This window comes from Agrobacterium sp. K11 (assembly GCF_059429395.1).
In genome coordinates, this window is sequence record NZ_JCAHRB010000002.1 from 120,129 (window position 1) to 136,160 (window position 16,032).

Here is a 16,032-nt window from a genome sequence, read left to right on the forward strand (position 1 = left end):
GACTACTGAATCGCGCAACGATCTTTCAAAAATCGCCGGGACTATAAAAGACCATGCCGCGCCAGCGATGCCGGTCATCGTGCATTCTGCTTGGGTATGCGCGGTACAGGATGATGGCCGCACCTGCGCTGTCTGAGCTTCATCATGCCTCAACAAACATTCCCGGATGCACACCATGCCTATTTCCCATATCACGCATTTTGCTTTTCTGGTTCCCGGCAACTATCACGATGATGATCCTGCGCAGGGGCTGGAGGAAACTCTGCAGCTTTTCGAAGCCGGCGAGGCGCTGGGTTATGATAGCGCCTGGGTCCGCCAGCGCCATCTGGAACGCGGCGTATCCTCGGCCGCCACCTTTCTCGCGGCGGCGTCGCAGCGCACCAAGCGGATTGGCCTCGGCACCGCCGTCATTCAACTGGGTTATGAAAACCCTTTCAGGCTGGCGGAAGATCTTGCCACCGTGGATGTGCTGTCACACGGACGGTTGAATGTCGGCGTCTCTGTCGGCGCGCCGCCCTTCGCCCATCTGATTTCGGATTATGTCGATACGGCGCCCGATGTGGATTACAGCCATGCTCGTGCCGAGACGCTCGCCAGGGCCTTGAGATCAGAACCGCTGTCCAGCGAAACGGAGGCGGGCAATGCAGCGGGCGCGCAGGTGCCGCGCCTTCGGCCCTTCGCCAAGGGGTTGACCGACCGGCTGTGGTATGGCGGCGGATCGCAGAATTCCGCTCGCTGGGCGGGGAAGGCGGGATTCAATCTGCTGACCGGCAATATCGTCAGCGGTGAAAATACCGATGATTTTCTGACGGCGCAGGCGGCCCTCGTTGCCCGATTCCGGCAGGAATGGGCGCATGAGCGCCAGCCGCGCGTCGCCCTTGGCCGCGTGATTTTACCGACGGACAGTGCCAGCCCGGCGACACGCCGCCGTTATGCGGAGTTTGCGGCTGAGCGCGACAAGCGCACGCATACGCCGCATGGTGCGCGCCGCACGCTTTTTCTGCCTGATATTGTCGGGACGACGGATGAAATTCTGGAGAAGCTGTCGCGCGATCCCGTTTTGCCGCATGTCTCGGAATTCCGTCTGGAACTGCCCTATGAATTCCAGCCGGAAGATTATCGCCAGATCGTGACGGATTTCGCCTCTGTGCTGCTGCAGCTTTCCGGCGAAAGGCCGGTTTTGAAAGTGGCAACAGCTCAATAGCGCGTTCACAACGTCGCCATTCCTGCGCCGAGCGTGGGAATGGCGAACGAGACGAACAGCGTCAGTTTGGTTGAGGCAGGTCGTATCTCTCGCGTATGGTCGTGCCTTCGTATTCGCGCGGATAAACGCCGCGGTCTTGCAGCACCGGCACGACTTGTTCGACGAATTCGGCGATATCGTCAGGGGCACGGGGCGGCTGCAATGTGTAGCCGTCAACCGTTCCGTCCTGCCAGAGATCGATGATACCGTCCGCCACCTCTTCCGCTGTGCCGAGCAGCAGCCGGTGATGCCCCTCCGAGCGCCGCACGGCCTCGCGGGCGGTGAGCTTTTCATGGGTCAGCAGTTCGGAAAGGCCAAGCCCCATGCCTACTGCCCATTGGCGGTTCTGGTCGGGAATGAAGCGCTCGCCATCCAGTTTCGCATCGGGATCGAAATCGCGGGGATCGATACCGTTTTCCTTGGCGAAGCGTGCCAGAAGACCGTCTTCCGAGCCGGTTCCGCTGTAGAGTTCGTGTTTGCGCAGCGCTTCCTCGCGCGTCTCGCCGAGAATGACGACCAGGCCGGGAACGATGCGGATGCCGGAGGGATCGCGGCCGAAAGACACTGCGCGGTCACGGACCTTTTTGCCAAAGGCCTGGCCGGCGGGACGGGACAATATGTTGCAATAGATGATCTCGCCATGACGTGCCGCCAGATCGATGCCGCCCTCGGAAGCGCCCGCCTGGGCGATGACGGGGTGCCCCTGCGGTCCACGAGGGACGTTGAGCGGGCCTTTGACATGAAAATATTGCCCCTCGTGATCGATGGTCTCGGCCGTCGCCGCATCCCAGAAGCGGTCTTCCGGTATCTCGCCTTCGCGGCGCGGATCCCAGCTCGACCAGAGCTTTTTCGCGACATCGAGAAATTCCGTGGCCTTGGCATATCGCTCATTGCGCGGCGGCAGCGGGTCGTTGCCGAAATTGGCGGCGACGTTCGGATTGAAGGAGGAGACGATGTTGACGATCAACCGACCGCCCGTGACGATATCGATGGATTGCGTTCGTCTCGCAAAATTATAGGGCGAGTTATAGGTGGAGGACACCGTCGCCACGAATCCGATGTCCGGCACCTGTGCGGCAAGCGATGTGGAAAGGATGAGCGGATCGATGGTGTGAAACGGCCGGCTTGTCGGGTCGGTCAGCAATGCCGGGTGATCCGAAAGGAAAACGGCGTCGAACCGGCCTTTGTGAGCCAGTTCCGTCAGTCGCCGGTAATAGCCGATATCGTTGATATCGTGCCGGTCTCCGCTCCTGTATTTCCAGGCATTGGCGAGGTATCCGGTGGTATTGATGCCGACATTGAGATTGAGCCGGCGTTTGTTCGTGCTCATGCTGCCACTTTTTCTTTCAGGTCTGTTGGATTGCCGGCTTGCGGGTCCGGCACAATTGCGGGGAAGCGTAACAGCCGGGGTTCCGGTCGCGAGTTAAAAATCCTTGCTGTCAGGAGAAGAAAAACTTCCCAGACATGGCCGGCGCTCCCAAGGACAGGCTCACATCGAGTGCCGCTCTCCGACGAAGTATCGCGCGAGAATGACGCCGTTTCCGAAAGGATTTTTTACCGGAAGCACGAAGCCATGATGATATGGAAACGAATTTCCTCAATGGCCTCTCAAATAGTACACGTTATCTATAGAAAATATTTTATGGCGTGTAGCGTGTCGTAGAGATCGCAATTGAGAGGACGAACGCCATGGCTGATGCGGCCCTTCGCCAGATAACCCACCCTGAAACCGTCTGGTACACGCGCTGCCCGGCGCCAACGCCGCTTTCCATCGCGGCGCAGCTTGGCTGGATCGAGGAGAGTTTCGCCGGCCACGGCATTACTGTTTCTTCCATTCGCGATGCGGCGGATCCGGCCATTCGCCAGAGCCATTTCGATCACCGTCTGGACTGGTCATTCCGTCAGGGCGGTAATATTCCGCCTATCTGGGCAAAATCCGGCGGACGCCAGACGCGTCTTGTCGGGTTGACCAGGACCGACGAGTTTCAGGCGGTCATAGCGCTGCCAGCCAGTGGTATAACAAAGGGCGGCGAGCTGAAGGGCCGGCGCATCGGGCTGCCGAAACGACCGAACGAAACCATCGACTTCCAGCGCGCCACATCGCTCAAGGGCATCGTGTCGGCACTGACCGTTTCCGGCCTTTCCGTGGCGGAGGTCGAGCTGGTCGATCTCACCGCAACCGAGCCGGTGCTGCTCGGACCGGCTGACGACAGGTTCCATGGCCTGCGCCGACGGCTGCCCTATGGGGAGGAGATCGCGGCATTGCATCGCGGAAAGATCGATGCGTTTTTTGTCAAAGGGGCGGAGGGCGTCACCGTCGCCAATCTCATTGGCGCGCACGTCGTCGTGTCGACCGGGTTTCACCCCGATCCGAAAATCCGCATCAATAACGGCACGCCACGTCCTTTGACCGTGGATGCTACCTTTGCCGATGAGAGGCCCGATCTCGTCGCCGACCTCGTGGCCGCGGTACAGCGGGTTGCCGGCTGGGCGAATGACAATCCGGCGGAAGCGGTGCGTTTCATCGCCCGCGAGATCGGTGTCAGCGAGGAAGCGGTTATCGCCGCCAACGGGGCGGATGTGTACCGTAACCTGAGGCTCGATCTCGATCCGGCGGAGCTGGATGCGCTCAACCACTTCAAGGATTTCCTGCTGGAATGGAAATTCATCCCTGCCGATTTCGATGTGAACGACTGGGCCGATCCGCGCGCCCTTTCTTTACTGCAACAGGCTGCGGCGAAGTGAGGGCGTCATGACAGCAACCATTCTTGTAACGGGTGCGACCGGCAAGCTCGGCCAACGCATCGTCAGCCGCCTGTTGCAGAAAGAGGCGAAGGTTAGGGTGCTGACCCGCCGGGGTGAGGACGCGCTCAAGCTTTGGGGCGACAGGGTGGATATTTCGGAGGGTAATTTCTCCGATCCCGCCAGCCTGAAAGAGGCCTCACGCGCAACAGACACGGTGTTCCTCCTTTCCCCAATCGGTGAAACGCTGGCGGCGGACCAGAACGCGGTCATCGATGCCGCTCTCTCCGCCAGCGTATCGCGGATCGTGAAAATATCCGGTTCCGACTGGACCATCGCCAATGCCGCACGCTCCGTCTCGGGTGCCGCCCATGCCGAGGTCGAAAAACATCTGGCCGGGAGCGGCATTGCACATACGGTGCTGCGGCCGAATGCCTGGATGCAGGTGGCGCTGGAACCCGTCGTCGCAGCACTACGCCAGGGGGAGGATGTGCCCACCCGTTTCGGCGATGCGGCAGTTTCCTTCATTGATGCCGACGATATAGCCGATGTGGCGGTTCACGCCTTGACTGCGAGCACGTCTGTTTCCGGCGCCTTGGTGCTAACCGGCGGTGAAGCCTTGACGGCACTGGAAATCGCCCGCATCGCGGCCCGTATCCTGCATCGGCCCGTTGGGATATCGCATCATTCCGCTTCCGTTTTTCTGCCGGATATCGGAGCGTTCGAACAGACGGCGATTGGTGAATTCGGCCAACTCATCCGCGAGGGCCTCGCGGCCTCCGTCAACGACAACATCGAGCGGATTACCGGTCGGCAGCCCCGCAGCGTGGAGGCCTATTTGCGCGCCCGGCTGGCAGCGACCACCCCGCAGGGTAATCATTCCGAGGGAGAAAAGACATGGCGCTGACTGTTTCACTGCCTGAAGGTCCCGAACTGAAAAGCCCCACTGATTTCGAAGACAGCCCGCTCAGCCGCGCGGTGAAGCAGCCACTGATGCTGGGGCTGTTCCTCAATCTGCAGGACATCAACTTCTCCAGCCTGCCAACCAGCAATAGCTGGACCTTCGATTACAACGCGGAGCTGGTGAAGCGCGCGGAGGAGCTTGGTTTCGAAATCGCCTTCAGCCGCACGCAATGGCTGCCCAAGGGCGGTTATGACGGCGAATCCTCGCTCGACAGTTTCATCGCACTCGGCGCCATGGCGGCGGTCACGAAGAGTATTCTTCTAATCTCCACCATCCATGTGCTTTACGGTCCCCTGCATCCGCTTCATCTCGCCAAATATGGCGCGACGCTGGATCATATCGCCAGGGGACGATGGGGCATCAACATCGTCACCGGCCATCGCGCCATAGAGCATGAAATGTTCGGCTGGCAGCGGATCGACCATGACAAGCGTTACGACATGGCGGGCGAGTTGTTCGATGTGCTTCATCGCCTGTGGGGAGAAACCGAAAACTTCTCCTACGAGGGCAAGCTTAACCCCTGGGCCATCAACAACGGCTGGATAACGCCAAAGCCCGCCTTTGGCCGCCCGCCGCTGGTGACGGCGACCGGCTCGCCGGCCGGTATCGATTTCGCTGCCCGCCATTCCGATCTGGTTTTCGTTACCTCGCCCGGCGGCGCGCATATCGACAGCGCGCTGGAAACGCTTCCCGAGCATATCGCCACCATCAAGAACCGCGCCAGGGCCTATGGCCGTCAGGTGAAGACGCTCATCAATCCGATCATCGTCAGCCGCGATACGGAGAGGCAAGCGATCGCCTATGCCGACGCCATCGAGGCGGGAAAACCGCAGCCCGGCACCCGTGCCTTTGCGACCAACAATTACGACAGCGACGCCCATGCCTGGCGGGGTCGCGGCGATGCGCGCCACAAGCAGGGGCGCAATCTCGGCGGCAATATCGAAATCATCGGCTCGCCGGAGCAGGTGGTCGAGCAGCTTGTCGGCTTGAAAAAGGCTGGCATCGATGGCGTGCAGCTGAATTTCTACGATTTCCGCGAAGATCTCGAATATTTCGCTGAGCGCATTCTGCCCTTGATGAAGGAGGCTGGCCTGAGGCTCTGACGCCTCTCCCGCCTCAGATTTCCAGTTCTGAAGCTTAGCACTTCGCAATCACAGAGATTGCGAGAACGATCTTTTTTGCCCTGAGGAGATACCGTGAATATTGCCGTCGATCCCGTCAAAACGCCCGCGCCGAAAGTCATAGACCGGATCGGGACCTATGTTCCCGAACTCGTCTCCATCCGCCACGATCTACACCAGCATCCGGAAATCGGTTTCGAAGAGGTGCGCACCTCTGGCATCGTCGCCGAGAAGCTCACCTCCTGGGGGATCGAGGTGCATCGCGGTTATGGCAAGACCGGCGTGGTCGGCGTGCTGCGTGGCCGTCATGCTGGCAACCGTTCAATCGGGTTGAGGGCGGATATGGATGCCCTGCCGATGCCGGAAGAAACAGGGCTGCCTTATGCATCGGTCTATCCCGGTAAGTTCCACGGCTGCGGGCATGATGTGCACACCACCATATTGCTTGGCACCGCCCGTTATCTGGCGGAAACCCGTGATTTTGCCGGCACGGTGATTTTCATTTTCCAGCCCGCCGAGGAAGGACTGGGTGGCGCACGCGCCATGATCGCCGATGGGTTGTTCAAGGATTTCCCCGTCGATGAAATTTACGGGTTGCACAATTCCTCCCATGCAGCACCCAACCATCTGAAGGTTTCGCCCGGCACCATTCTGGCAGGCGCCGATTTCTTCGATATACGGCTGAAGGGCAGGGGCGCGCATGCTGCTCACCCGGATCTCTCGCGTGATCCGGTGCCGGCGACGGGTGAACTCATCCAGGCCTTGCAGACCATCGTCAGCCGCAATGTGCCGCCGACCGATCCGGCCGTCTTGTCGATCACCCGTATCGAGGCGGGATCTGCCTATAACGTCATCCCCGAAACGGCCTCGATTGCAGGCACGGTGCGGGCCTTCTCCGACAGCGTGCGCGAGACCATAAGGGGCCGAATCCGCACGATTTCCGATCACATTGCCGCCGCTTATGGGCTCACCGCCGAGGTGGATATTCGCGACATATTCTCGGTTCTGACCAATGACGACGCGTCGGTGGAGATTGTGGCCGGGGTGGCGCGCGAAGTTCTCGGAGACGAGCGCGTTTCCACCGAGCCCAGCCGCTTCATGGGCAGCGAGGATTTCGCTGATCTCCTGAAACATGCGCCCGGTGCGTTTTTCACCCTCGGTCATTCCGGCACCGTGCCGGCCCATAATCCCGGTTTCATTGTCGACGATGCCATCCTGCCGGTCGGCGCCACCTTGTTTGCCCGGCTGGTCGAAACCCGGCTGAAGCCTGCCTGAAAATTTGAAAACAAGCCTGCAAGAGGAAACATCCATGGATATTACAAGACGTAAGACATTGCTTTTGAGTGCTGCGCTAGGTGCGGCCATGCTGCTGCCATCCCTGCCGGTGCTGGCGGCGGAAACGCCGAAAAAGGGCGGTATTGTTACCCTTGCGGGTCTCGGTGAGCCGACGACGCTTGTGCCGCTTTCCGATTCCAATACGCGCACGCGCGCGATTTCCACCAAAATCCTGGAAGGGTTGGTGCGCTTCGACAGCGAGTTCAAGCCGCATCCGGTTCTCGCCGAAAGCTGGGAAACCTCCGCCGACGGGCTGCGCTACACCTTCAAGCTGCGCAAGGGTGTCAAATGGCATGATGGCAAGGATTTCACCGCACAGGATGTGAAATTTTCCCTGCTTGCCTTCAAGAAGGTGGGCCCACGCGGCCGTATCACTTTCGCCAATGTTTCCGATATCGAAACGCCCGATCCGCTGACGGCGGTAGTGGTGCTTTCCAAACCTGCGCCTTATCTTCTGAGGGCGCTGACCGGTGGCGAAACGCCCATTTTGCCGGCCCATGCCTATGCTTCGGAAAACTACAATGAGAGCCCGAACGGCAACGCGCCCGTTGGCACTGGCCCCTTTGTGTTTGAGGAATGGAAACGCGGCAGCTATGTGAAGCTCAGGAAGAACCCGAACTACTGGCAGGCCGATCTTCCCTATCTCGATGGCTTCGTGGCGCGGTTCGTCGCTGACGCGGCCTCCACCACCATCTCGGTGGAAACGGGCGAGGCGGATTATACCGCCGATGTCTCCTACAGCGATCTGGAGCGTTTGCGGCAGAATCCCAAGCTTTCGGTGGAGGTCTATACCGACTCCTATCTCAATAACGCCGCCGTATTCGAGTTCAATCTGGAGAACCCGATCCTCGCGAAAAAGGAGGTGCGGCACGCGCTGGCACATGCCATCGACCGCAATTTCATCAACGACGCGATCTTTTTCGGCACGGCGAAACCCGCCGGTTCGAACATTCCGGCGGTATTCACCGCCTATAATGACGAGAAGCCCTTTACCTATCCCTTCGATCTGGCCAAAGCGAACGAGCTGCTGGACAAGGCGGGGTATCCGAGGGGTGCGGATGGCACGCGTTTTTCGCTGCGGCTGGCCTTCCTGCCCTCCGACGTTTTCCGCAAAACCTCCGAATATCTACGCTCGTCCTTCGGCAAGCTCGGCGTGAAGGTGGATATCGTCGAAGGCGATCTCGCCACCTTCATCAAGCGCGTCTATACGGAGCGCGGTTTTGACCTGACGGTGAACGGCATCAGCCGGTTGTTTGATCCGACAGCGGGCGTGCAGCGGCTCTACTGGTCCGATGGCATCAAGAAGCCCGCGCCATACGTCAATGCTGCCCACTACAACAATCCCAGGGTGGATGATCTTTTCCGCGCCGCTGCGATTGAAGTGGATGAAACGAAACGGGCGGGGCAGTTCCACGATATCCAGAAAATCACCGGTGACGAATTGCCGAATTTCTCTATCGTCGCCCTGCCGACCGTCATTCTGCGCAACACCAGCCTGCAGTCTCTCGTCACCACCATCGACATTGCCTATGGCGATCTGTCGACGGCCTGGAAGAACGAGTGAGCGTTTTGCATATGGCAATAAAAAACCCGGCAATATTGCCGGGTTTTTTATTGCTGAAAACGGCCCTCCGGCCTTTTTTCACTATCGCGGGATAACGGCGTTTTCGGGAAAAACATTGCCTTTGGAACGGGCCGGCAGGAACGGTGATGCCAATTATCGGAACTCTAAAAAAAATCAATTTCTTCAATAATTTAGGGCGAAGGAATTCTTCGTTTTGCGGGAAGAATAGCTTTCTGGACCTCTGATTTCTCTGCCTGCACTGTGTCCATGAAATCTCACCCGCACACGATGGATGCCATGGCCAAGGATACGCTTTTTTTGATCGCCCCCGGTTTTGAAGACCCCAAGCACCCCGGTGTCCGGTTCGTCTGCCCGCATTGTAACCAGATCGAAGGCCTGCTTGCCGCCTTTCCGGACCTTGCCGCCGGGATCGATATCCACCGGGTCGGTTTTCAGCGTCCGCGCGAAGCGGTCATCGCCGCCGTGGGTGAGGAAAACCAGTCGTTGCCGCTGTTCGTCTTTACCGGCGATGCACCAGCCGATGCGACGACCAAAGGCGACACGCACTTCATTCAGGACACGAAACGCATTTTGCAAATCCTCGCCGAGCGTCACGGGTTCCCGCAACTGCACTGAGATGCCGCACCCCGCACATCGGATTTTTATCGGAGATAGACATGACCTTTTCCAGACGCCAGTTTCATAAAATTGCACTCGCCGCCGGCGCTTTCGTGGCGCTTCCAGGTGGTTCTTTCGCTGCTGCTGAAGAGCCCGTTTCGGGCGGTACGCTCAAGATCGTCTATTTTCCCGAGCCGACGCAGCTCGTGGCAATCAATACCAGTGCGGGCGGTCCGCAGTTCATCGGATCGAAGATTTATGACGGGCTTTTGACGTACGATTACGAACTTTCGCCCAAGCCGAGCCTTGCCAAAGAATGGAGCGTTTCCGCCGACGGGCTGGAATATATCTTTCATCTGCAGCCGAATGCGAAGTTCCATGACGGCAAGCCGGTGACATCGGCAGATGTGGAGTTCTCGATCCTGCGGCTGAAGGAAGCCCATCCGCGCGGCCGGGCGACTTTCTCGCATGTTGAAAGCGTCGATACTTCCGATCCGCTGGTCGCGAAGGTGAAGCTTTCCAAGCCGGCGCCGGGATTGATAACCGCGCTCGCCTCGTCGGAATCGCCTGTTGTGCCAAAGCACATCTTCGAGACCTTCAAGCCGACTGACAATCCAAAACCCGCCCAGATCATCGGCAGCGGCCCCTTCGTCCTGAAGGAATGGGTGCCGGGCAGCCATATTCTTCTGGAAAAGAATGCCGACTACTGGGACGCGTCAGGTCCTTATCTCGACCGCGTCATCATTCGCCTCATCAATGATGCGGGCGCTCGCGCGGCGGCGCTGGAAACCGGAGAGGGCGACATTGGCCCGAACCCGGTGGCGCTTGCCGATCTGGAACGGCTGAAATCCATTCCGACGCTGAAGGTGGATGACCGCATCTACGCCTATGCCGGTCAGCAGAACCAGCTCGTCATCAATCTTGAGAACGAATATCTCAAGGAATTGAAGGTGAGGCAGGCCATTGCCCACGCGATCGACGTTCCGGCGTTGATCGATACCGTGCTATACGGTTATGCCGTGCCATCGCCCACGCCGATTAGCCCCGGCCTTGCGAAGTTCCACAATCCGGATATCGGTTTTGCCAAATTCGACGTCGCGCTGGCGGAAAAGCTGCTGGATGAGGCGGGCTTTCCGCGCAAGGATGGCGGCAAGCGCTTCAAGCTCAGGGTCACCACCAACCCGTTCAACCCGCAGACCTATTCGGATTTCATAGCGCAGGCGCTTTCCAAGATCGGCATCGAGGCGGATATCCAGAAATTCGATTTCGGCACCTATGTGAAGGTCGTTTATACCGATCGGGCCTGGGATCTTTCAGTCGAATCTCTCTCCAATACCTTCGATCCGACGGCCGGCGTCCAGCGTGTCTACTGGAGCAAGAACTTCAAGATCGGCCTGCCATTCTCAAATGCCAGCCACTACGCCAATCCGGAAGCGGACCGGTTGCTGGAAGCGGCCGCGGTGGAGCCGGATATCGAAAAGCGCGCAGCCTTCTTCAAGGAGTTTCAGGCCGTCGTCGCCAAGGATCTTCCCGTCATCAATCTCGTTTCGCCAATCCAGCCGGTCGTCGGCAGCGTCCGCATCAAGGATTACGCGACAGGGGCGGAGGGTCTTAGCGGCAATCTCGCCAAAGCGTGGGTGACGAAGGAGGCGTAAGCGCATCCTCACCTCTCGTTTAAAGCCGCGTCAAAGTTGAAAAGGGTTCATCGCCATGAGCAGAAAATCCGAGAAGCTGGTCCTAAATGCGTTCATCTATCCGGGTGGGCACCATGAAGCAGCCTGGCGCCACCCCGAGTCGGAGCCACTGCGCGTCACGGATATAAGGCTCTACCAGGATATCGCCCGCAAGGCCGAGGCGGCAAAGCTGGATGCCATTTTCTTTGCCGATGCGCCGGTGCTGGACGCCAATATCCGCTATGCCGCCCGGCACCGGCTGGAACCGATCACCATGCTGGCGGCCTTGGCGGCCGTCACCGAAAAGATCGGCTTCATTGCGACGGCCTCCACCACCTATTACGAGCCTTACAATCTCGCGCGGCTGTTCGCCTCGGTCGATCATATCAGCGGCGGCCGGGTGGGCTGGAACATCGTGACGACCTCGGCCGATGCGGCGGCCGGAAACTTCAATCTCCAGCAGCATCCGCCGCATGCCGACCGTTACCGGCAGGCGACTGAGTTCGTCGATGTGGTGACAAAGCTCTGGGACAGCTGGGAAGACGATGCCATCGTCGCCGACAAGGAGAGCGGTCTTTTCGCCGATACCGACCGCATCCATCCTGCCAGTCACGAGGGCGAGTTCTACCGGGTGCGGGGCGCGCTCAACCTGCCACGCTCGCCGCAGGGCAGGCCGGTCTATGTGCAGGCCGGCTCTTCGGAGGACGGCCGTGGCTTTGCTGCCCGGTATGCCGAGGCAATCTTTACCGCGCATCAAACTCTGGAGAGTGCGCGGTCTTTTTATTCCGACATCAAGAGGCGCGTGGCGGCCACGGGGCGCAATCCCGCCCATGTGAAAATCCTGCCGGGGATCAGCCCCTTCATCGCCTCCACCGAAGAGGAGGCGCGAAAGCTCGAGGCGAGTTTCAACGATCTTATCCAGCCGGCCTTTTCGCTTGGGCAGTTGCAGCGCATTACAGGCATTGATCTCTCATCGGCCGATCTCGATCAGCCGTTGCCGAAGGAGGCGGTGGAAGCGACGCGCGCGCAGGCGGATAGCAGCCGGCATCAATTGGTTCTCGATGTCATCGACCGGGAAAATCCGACGATCCGGCAATTGTTGCACCGGCTTGCCGGCGGGCGCGGGCACAAGGTGATTTCGGGAACGCCGGAACAGGTGGCAGACTGGATAGAGACCTGGTTCCGTGAAGGTGCTGCCGACGGCTTCAACATCATGCCGCCATGGCTGAATGGCGGGTTCGATATTTTCGTCGACGAGGTCGTGCCGATCCTCAAACAGCGCGGGCTGTTCCGCGAGGACTTCGAGGGCGACACGCTGCGTGATCATTACGGCCTGCCCCGGCCGGAAAACATCCATACGACCAGGGAGTTGCAAAGGGAACGCGCCTGATGTGGGACGGGCGTGTTCAGGCGGCGGCTTCGAGTGAGCGTGTATCCTCGCGCAACAAGGCGAGTAGAGATGCGATTTCCGGCAGCCGCCGCCTGTCAGGACTGGTCAGAAGATGATACCGGCTGGCGGTCGGCTGAGGTGCGCCGAAAGGTGCGATCAGACGGCCGGTTCGAAGCTCTTCGGAAATGAGCGAGTGGCGCGCAAGGCCGATGCCGTGGCTGGACAAGAGTGCCTCTATCAGCGCGGTCTGACGCGAAAAGCGCGGTCCGGTTGCCGAAAGCCGAAGCGGAATGCGGCAGGCGCGCAGCCAGTTTGCCCATTCGAAGGCAGCATCGGTGCCGTTGCCGCGCAACATCGCAAAAGAGATATCCCGAAGCCGCTCGGGTTCACCACCAAGCTGGTAGCGGGTCGCAAAATCCGGAGTGCAGACGGCACTGACGGTGTCGGTAAAAAGCGGTTCGTGGATGAAACCGGGGATTTGTCCGTGGGTCGCGACGATCGCGCAATCGGCATCGAAATGCGTGAGGTCGATGGTATCGCCCTCGAGAGATTCAATCGAGATATCTACGTCTCCAAGGGCTGGAACGATGGTTCCCAACCGTGGTGCCAGCCATCGGGCCGCAAAACAGCCTTCCGCCAGAACCTTCATCTGCCGCCGGCCGCCGGAGGCCATGAGATCGGAAAGACTGCCGATCATCGTCTCGAAAGCGTCCGCAAGGCCGGGGTAAAGCGTGCTGCCGGCCTGGGTCAGCACCAGTTCGCCGCGCTGGCGGCTGAAGAGTGTTTGCCCGAGATGGGTTTCGAGAATGCGCACCTGCTGGCCGATTGCGGCAGTCGAGACATGCAGTTCTTCCGCCGCCCGCGAGAAGCTGGCGTGACGCGCGGCCACGACAAATGCGCGCAGGGCCGTCAGCGGCGGCAGCCGGGAAAGCGTCGGCAACCGGAAAGCCGCTCTTGCGACCGAAGGAGGGATGAATTCCGTTCTCATGGCCGTTTTCCCTTCATCGCTAGAATACCCGGCCTTCCCTGAGGTGCGTCGTGGTGCCGTTGAGATAGTAGTCGCCGATGACACGCGCCTTGTGGGCAAGCGGATTGTGGTTGTAGACCGTGCGGATGTTGCGCCAGTGGCGGTCGAAATTCCGCTCGCTGGACGTCGCCGATCCGCCGCCGAGTTCGTAAAGGTTGGTGGCGACCGTTAGTGAAAGCTGCGATGCGATAATCTGGGTACGGGCGGTGGCGAGAGAACCTTCCAGCAAAGCCGCTTCTATCGCCTCTTCGTCGCCGCTGGAAAAGGCGGCGGCAGTCCTGTCGAGCGTTCTTGCCGCCTCGCGGATCAGCGTCTTGACGGCGAAGGCACCGGCGCTGATCTCGCCGAGCATCTTTTGCACAAAGGGGTCCTGATTGGCGGTTTCGGCGCTGCTGTGGAGCGTGGTGCGCGCCTGGCGCAGAACATAGTCGATGCCGTCGTTGAGTGCACCCTGAACGGCACCGGCGGCAGAGGCAGCGAGGTGCAATTGTCGCATGGCCGAGCTGTGGCGCCCGATCTGGCTGCCGAGCTTGCGGGTCGTCAGTTCATGCGGGAGCACCTCGACATTTTCAAGCAAAACGCCGCCGCTTGCCGTCATGCGCTGACCCATGCTGTCCCAGTCGTCGAGAATGGTGATCCCGGGCCGATCAAGCGGAATGAGGACGCCGACCGGCTGTTCGTCGTCGCCGACAGCGCTGAAGGTGCCGAAATCTGCGAAGGCGGTGCCGGTCGCATACCATTTGCGGCCGTTCAGACGATAACGGTCGCCATCGGCGCTGAGGCGCGTGGTGATTTCGCCGGGGCGTTTGGTCCCCTGTTCCGTGCTGGCGCCCGCAAAGAGCTTGCCGGTGAGGACATTTTCGAGGTGCCGCCGATCCTCAAGCTCGATCGGTGTGAGAGCGAGGTTTTCGGTGAAATTGAAATGGCTGCGGAGTGCGTGCGGAATATTGCTGTCGGCTTCCCCGAGGATCATCAGCACTTCTATATAGTCAGCAATCGAGCCTCCCGGCCCACCCTTGGCCTCGGGGATGCGCAGCGTGCCGATCCTGGCTTCTTTGATCAGGCCGAAGATTTCGAAGGGAAGTTCCCGCTGACGCTCACGGCGAGCGGCATCCTTGGCGGCAACAGCCGCAATGTCCCTGGCGCGGGCCAGAATGTCGTCTCGGCTCGGCACGCCGGAATTATCGGTGGTTGCGGTCTGTATTTTAGGATTGGACATTGCGGATTTTCCCTGAGCGGATGTGATGACCTGCGGCACGGTCGCGCCGCAGGCATTTTCTTCTGGACGATCAGGCGACCGCGCGCGGCTTGACGACCGGGCGGGGAGCCGGTTCGATATTGCGCGGCACGCGGCCTTCGACGGGATGGCTCGGATCGTTGAAGCCGGGTGTCGAGGGATGGCCTGTCGTCACAAGGCTGTCGACCAGCGCCTCGTCTTCCGCATCGATCTTCACATCGAGGGCGCGGACGTAACCGTCCCAATGGTCTTCAGTGCGCGGGCCGGTGATCGCGGCGGTGACGAACTTGTTGTTCAGCACCCAGGCGAGCGCAAAATCCGCTGCCGAAACACCCTTTGATGCGGCGTGCGCCGCAACCTTCTGGGCGATTTCGACCGACTCGGGGCGCCATTCCGTTTCCAGAACCCGCTTGTCGCCACGGCCGACACGGGTATCTGCGCCCGGCTGCTCACCCGGCTGATATTTGCCGGTCAGCACGCCACGTGCCAGCGGCGAATAGGAAACGACGCCCAGCCCGTAATTATGTGCCGCGGGCAGCTGCTCGGCTTCGGCTGTGCGGTTGACGATGTTGTAGAGCGGCTGGCTGGCGATAGGCCGGTCGATGCCGAGCTGATCGGCCAAATGCGAAATTTCGGCAATGCGCCAGCCCCGGAAGTTGGAAACGCCGAAATAGCGCAGCTTGCCCGCACGGATGAGATCGGCAATGGCGCGTACCGGTTCTTCCAGCGGCGCGTCGAAGACGGCGCGGTGGAAATAGAGGATATCGATGTAGTCGGTGTTGAGACGGCGAAGCGAATTCTCGACGGTCTCGATCACCCATTTGCGCGAATGGCCGCCAAGGTTCGGACCCTTGGTGTGGGAATTGACGAATTTCGTTGCCAGAACCCAGTGATCGCGACTGGCCTTGATACCGCGACCAACGACTTCTTCCGACTTGCCGTCGTGATAGACATCGGCAGTGTCGATGAAGTTGATGCCCTGCTCGCGTGCCTTGTCGATGATGCGGAAGGCCACGTCATCCGGCGTCGGGCCTCCGAACATCATCGTGCCGAGGCTCAGCGGTGAAACTTTCAGCGCGCTGCGTCCGAGATAGCGATAGTCGACCATTATGGTTGCT

General features: G+C 60.0%; 13 protein-coding genes. 9 read left to right on the forward strand and 4 right to left on the reverse strand.

What is annotated here, in order from left to right:
* The first annotated feature begins 175 nt into the window (after window positions 1–175).
* Window positions 176–1,204: an LLM class flavin-dependent oxidoreductase gene (locus tag AC5SEO_RS02285; RefSeq protein ID WP_174068864.1), complete on the forward strand. Its 1,029-nt coding sequence runs from the start codon at window positions 176–178 to the stop codon at window positions 1,202–1,204.
* Between the two features lie 61 nt (window positions 1,205–1,265).
* On the opposite strand, the gene AC5SEO_RS02290 is transcribed toward AC5SEO_RS02285, so the two are convergent.
* Complete coding sequence (locus AC5SEO_RS02290; RefSeq protein ID WP_174068863.1) at window positions 1,266–2,573, reverse strand: NtaA/DmoA family FMN-dependent monooxygenase; 1,308 nt, start codon at window positions 2,571–2,573, stop codon at window positions 1,266–1,268.
* Between the two features lie 359 nt (window positions 2,574–2,932).
* Here AC5SEO_RS02290 and AC5SEO_RS02295 point away from each other — a divergent pair, with 359 nt between their 5' ends.
* The 8 genes from AC5SEO_RS02295 (at window position 2,933) to AC5SEO_RS02330 (ending at window position 12,650) form a co-directional block, all read left to right on the forward strand.
* Complete coding sequence (locus AC5SEO_RS02295) at window positions 2,933–3,988, forward strand: ABC transporter substrate-binding protein (RefSeq protein ID WP_174068862.1); 1,056 nt, start codon at window positions 2,933–2,935, stop codon at window positions 3,986–3,988.
* A gap of 7 nt (window positions 3,989–3,995) precedes the next feature.
* Window positions 3,996–4,892, forward strand: coding sequence for an NmrA family NAD(P)-binding protein (locus AC5SEO_RS02300; RefSeq protein ID WP_174068861.1), 897 nt, complete (start codon window positions 3,996–3,998; stop codon window positions 4,890–4,892).
* The gene (locus AC5SEO_RS02305) at window positions 4,883–6,052 is read left to right on the forward strand and encodes an LLM class flavin-dependent oxidoreductase (RefSeq protein ID WP_174068860.1); all 1,170 of its coding nucleotides are present in this window, start codon (window positions 4,883–4,885) and stop codon (window positions 6,050–6,052) included. The genes AC5SEO_RS02300 and AC5SEO_RS02305 overlap by 10 nt, the downstream gene beginning before the upstream one ends.
* Window positions 6,053–6,145: 93 nt before the next feature.
* Window positions 6,146–7,345 carry an amidohydrolase gene (locus AC5SEO_RS02310; RefSeq protein WP_174068859.1) on the forward strand — a complete coding sequence of 400 codons (1,200 nt, stop codon included), beginning with the start codon at window positions 6,146–6,148 and terminating at the stop codon, window positions 7,343–7,345.
* 34 nt (window positions 7,346–7,379) lie between these two features.
* Entirely contained in the window at window positions 7,380–8,969 is a 1,590-nt protein-coding gene (locus tag AC5SEO_RS02315) for an ABC transporter substrate-binding protein (RefSeq protein WP_035199537.1), read from the forward strand.
* Window positions 8,970–9,266: 297 nt separating this feature from the next.
* A complete protein-coding gene (locus AC5SEO_RS02320) occupies window positions 9,267–9,605 on the forward strand; it encodes a DUF3088 domain-containing protein (RefSeq protein ID WP_174068954.1) in 339 nt (112 codons plus the stop codon).
* Window positions 9,606–9,646: 41 nt separating this feature from the next.
* The gene (locus tag AC5SEO_RS02325; RefSeq protein ID WP_174068858.1) at window positions 9,647–11,242 is read left to right on the forward strand and encodes an ABC transporter substrate-binding protein; all 1,596 of its coding nucleotides are present in this window, start codon (window positions 9,647–9,649) and stop codon (window positions 11,240–11,242) included.
* A 55-nt stretch (window positions 11,243–11,297) separates the two neighbouring features.
* Entirely contained in the window at window positions 11,298–12,650 is a 1,353-nt protein-coding gene (locus AC5SEO_RS02330) for an LLM class flavin-dependent oxidoreductase (protein WP_174068857.1), read from the forward strand.
* A gap of 16 nt (window positions 12,651–12,666) precedes the next feature.
* Here the strand turns inward: AC5SEO_RS02330 and AC5SEO_RS02335 are convergent, their stop codons facing one another.
* From AC5SEO_RS02335 to AC5SEO_RS02345, 3 genes are all read right to left on the reverse strand, one after another.
* On the reverse strand, window positions 12,667–13,638 hold the full coding sequence (locus AC5SEO_RS02335; protein WP_112296457.1) for a LysR substrate-binding domain-containing protein: 972 nt from the start codon (window positions 13,636–13,638) through the stop codon (window positions 12,667–12,669).
* 19 nt (window positions 13,639–13,657) lie between these two features.
* On the reverse strand, window positions 13,658–14,896 hold the full coding sequence (locus tag AC5SEO_RS02340) for an acyl-CoA dehydrogenase family protein (RefSeq protein ID WP_112296458.1): 1,239 nt from the start codon (window positions 14,894–14,896) through the stop codon (window positions 13,658–13,660).
* A gap of 70 nt (window positions 14,897–14,966) precedes the next feature.
* The gene (locus tag AC5SEO_RS02345; RefSeq protein WP_003511118.1) at window positions 14,967–16,022 is read right to left on the reverse strand and encodes an aldo/keto reductase; all 1,056 of its coding nucleotides are present in this window, start codon (window positions 16,020–16,022) and stop codon (window positions 14,967–14,969) included.
* Window positions 16,023–16,032: the final 10 nt, after the last annotated feature.

What these genes read in the sequence shown, in the direction of transcription:
- AC5SEO_RS02285 (WP_174068864.1), top strand. Translation starts at nt 176, where the DNA reads ATGCCTATTTCCCATATCACGCATTTTGCTTTTCTGGTTCCCGGCAAC.
- AC5SEO_RS02290 (WP_174068863.1), bottom strand. Translation starts at nt 2,573, where the DNA reads ATGAGCACGAACAAACGCCGGCTCAATCTCAATGTCGGCATCAATACC.
- AC5SEO_RS02295 (WP_174068862.1), top strand. Translation starts at nt 2,933, where the DNA reads ATGGCTGATGCGGCCCTTCGCCAGATAACCCACCCTGAAACCGTCTGG.
- AC5SEO_RS02300 (WP_174068861.1), top strand. Translation starts at nt 3,996, where the DNA reads ATGACAGCAACCATTCTTGTAACGGGTGCGACCGGCAAGCTCGGCCAA.
- AC5SEO_RS02305 (WP_174068860.1), top strand. Translation starts at nt 4,883, where the DNA reads ATGGCGCTGACTGTTTCACTGCCTGAAGGTCCCGAACTGAAAAGCCCC.
- AC5SEO_RS02315 (WP_035199537.1), top strand. Translation starts at nt 7,380, where the DNA reads ATGGATATTACAAGACGTAAGACATTGCTTTTGAGTGCTGCGCTAGGT.
- AC5SEO_RS02320 (WP_174068954.1), top strand. Translation starts at nt 9,267, where the DNA reads ATGGCCAAGGATACGCTTTTTTTGATCGCCCCCGGTTTTGAAGACCCC.
- AC5SEO_RS02325 (WP_174068858.1), top strand. Translation starts at nt 9,647, where the DNA reads ATGACCTTTTCCAGACGCCAGTTTCATAAAATTGCACTCGCCGCCGGC.
- AC5SEO_RS02330 (WP_174068857.1), top strand. Translation starts at nt 11,298, where the DNA reads ATGAGCAGAAAATCCGAGAAGCTGGTCCTAAATGCGTTCATCTATCCG.
- AC5SEO_RS02335 (WP_112296457.1), bottom strand. Translation starts at nt 13,638, where the DNA reads ATGAGAACGGAATTCATCCCTCCTTCGGTCGCAAGAGCGGCTTTCCGG.
- AC5SEO_RS02340 (WP_112296458.1), bottom strand. Translation starts at nt 14,896, where the DNA reads ATGTCCAATCCTAAAATACAGACCGCAACCACCGATAATTCCGGCGTG.
- AC5SEO_RS02345 (WP_003511118.1), bottom strand. Translation starts at nt 16,022, where the DNA reads ATGGTCGACTATCGCTATCTCGGACGCAGCGCGCTGAAAGTTTCACCG.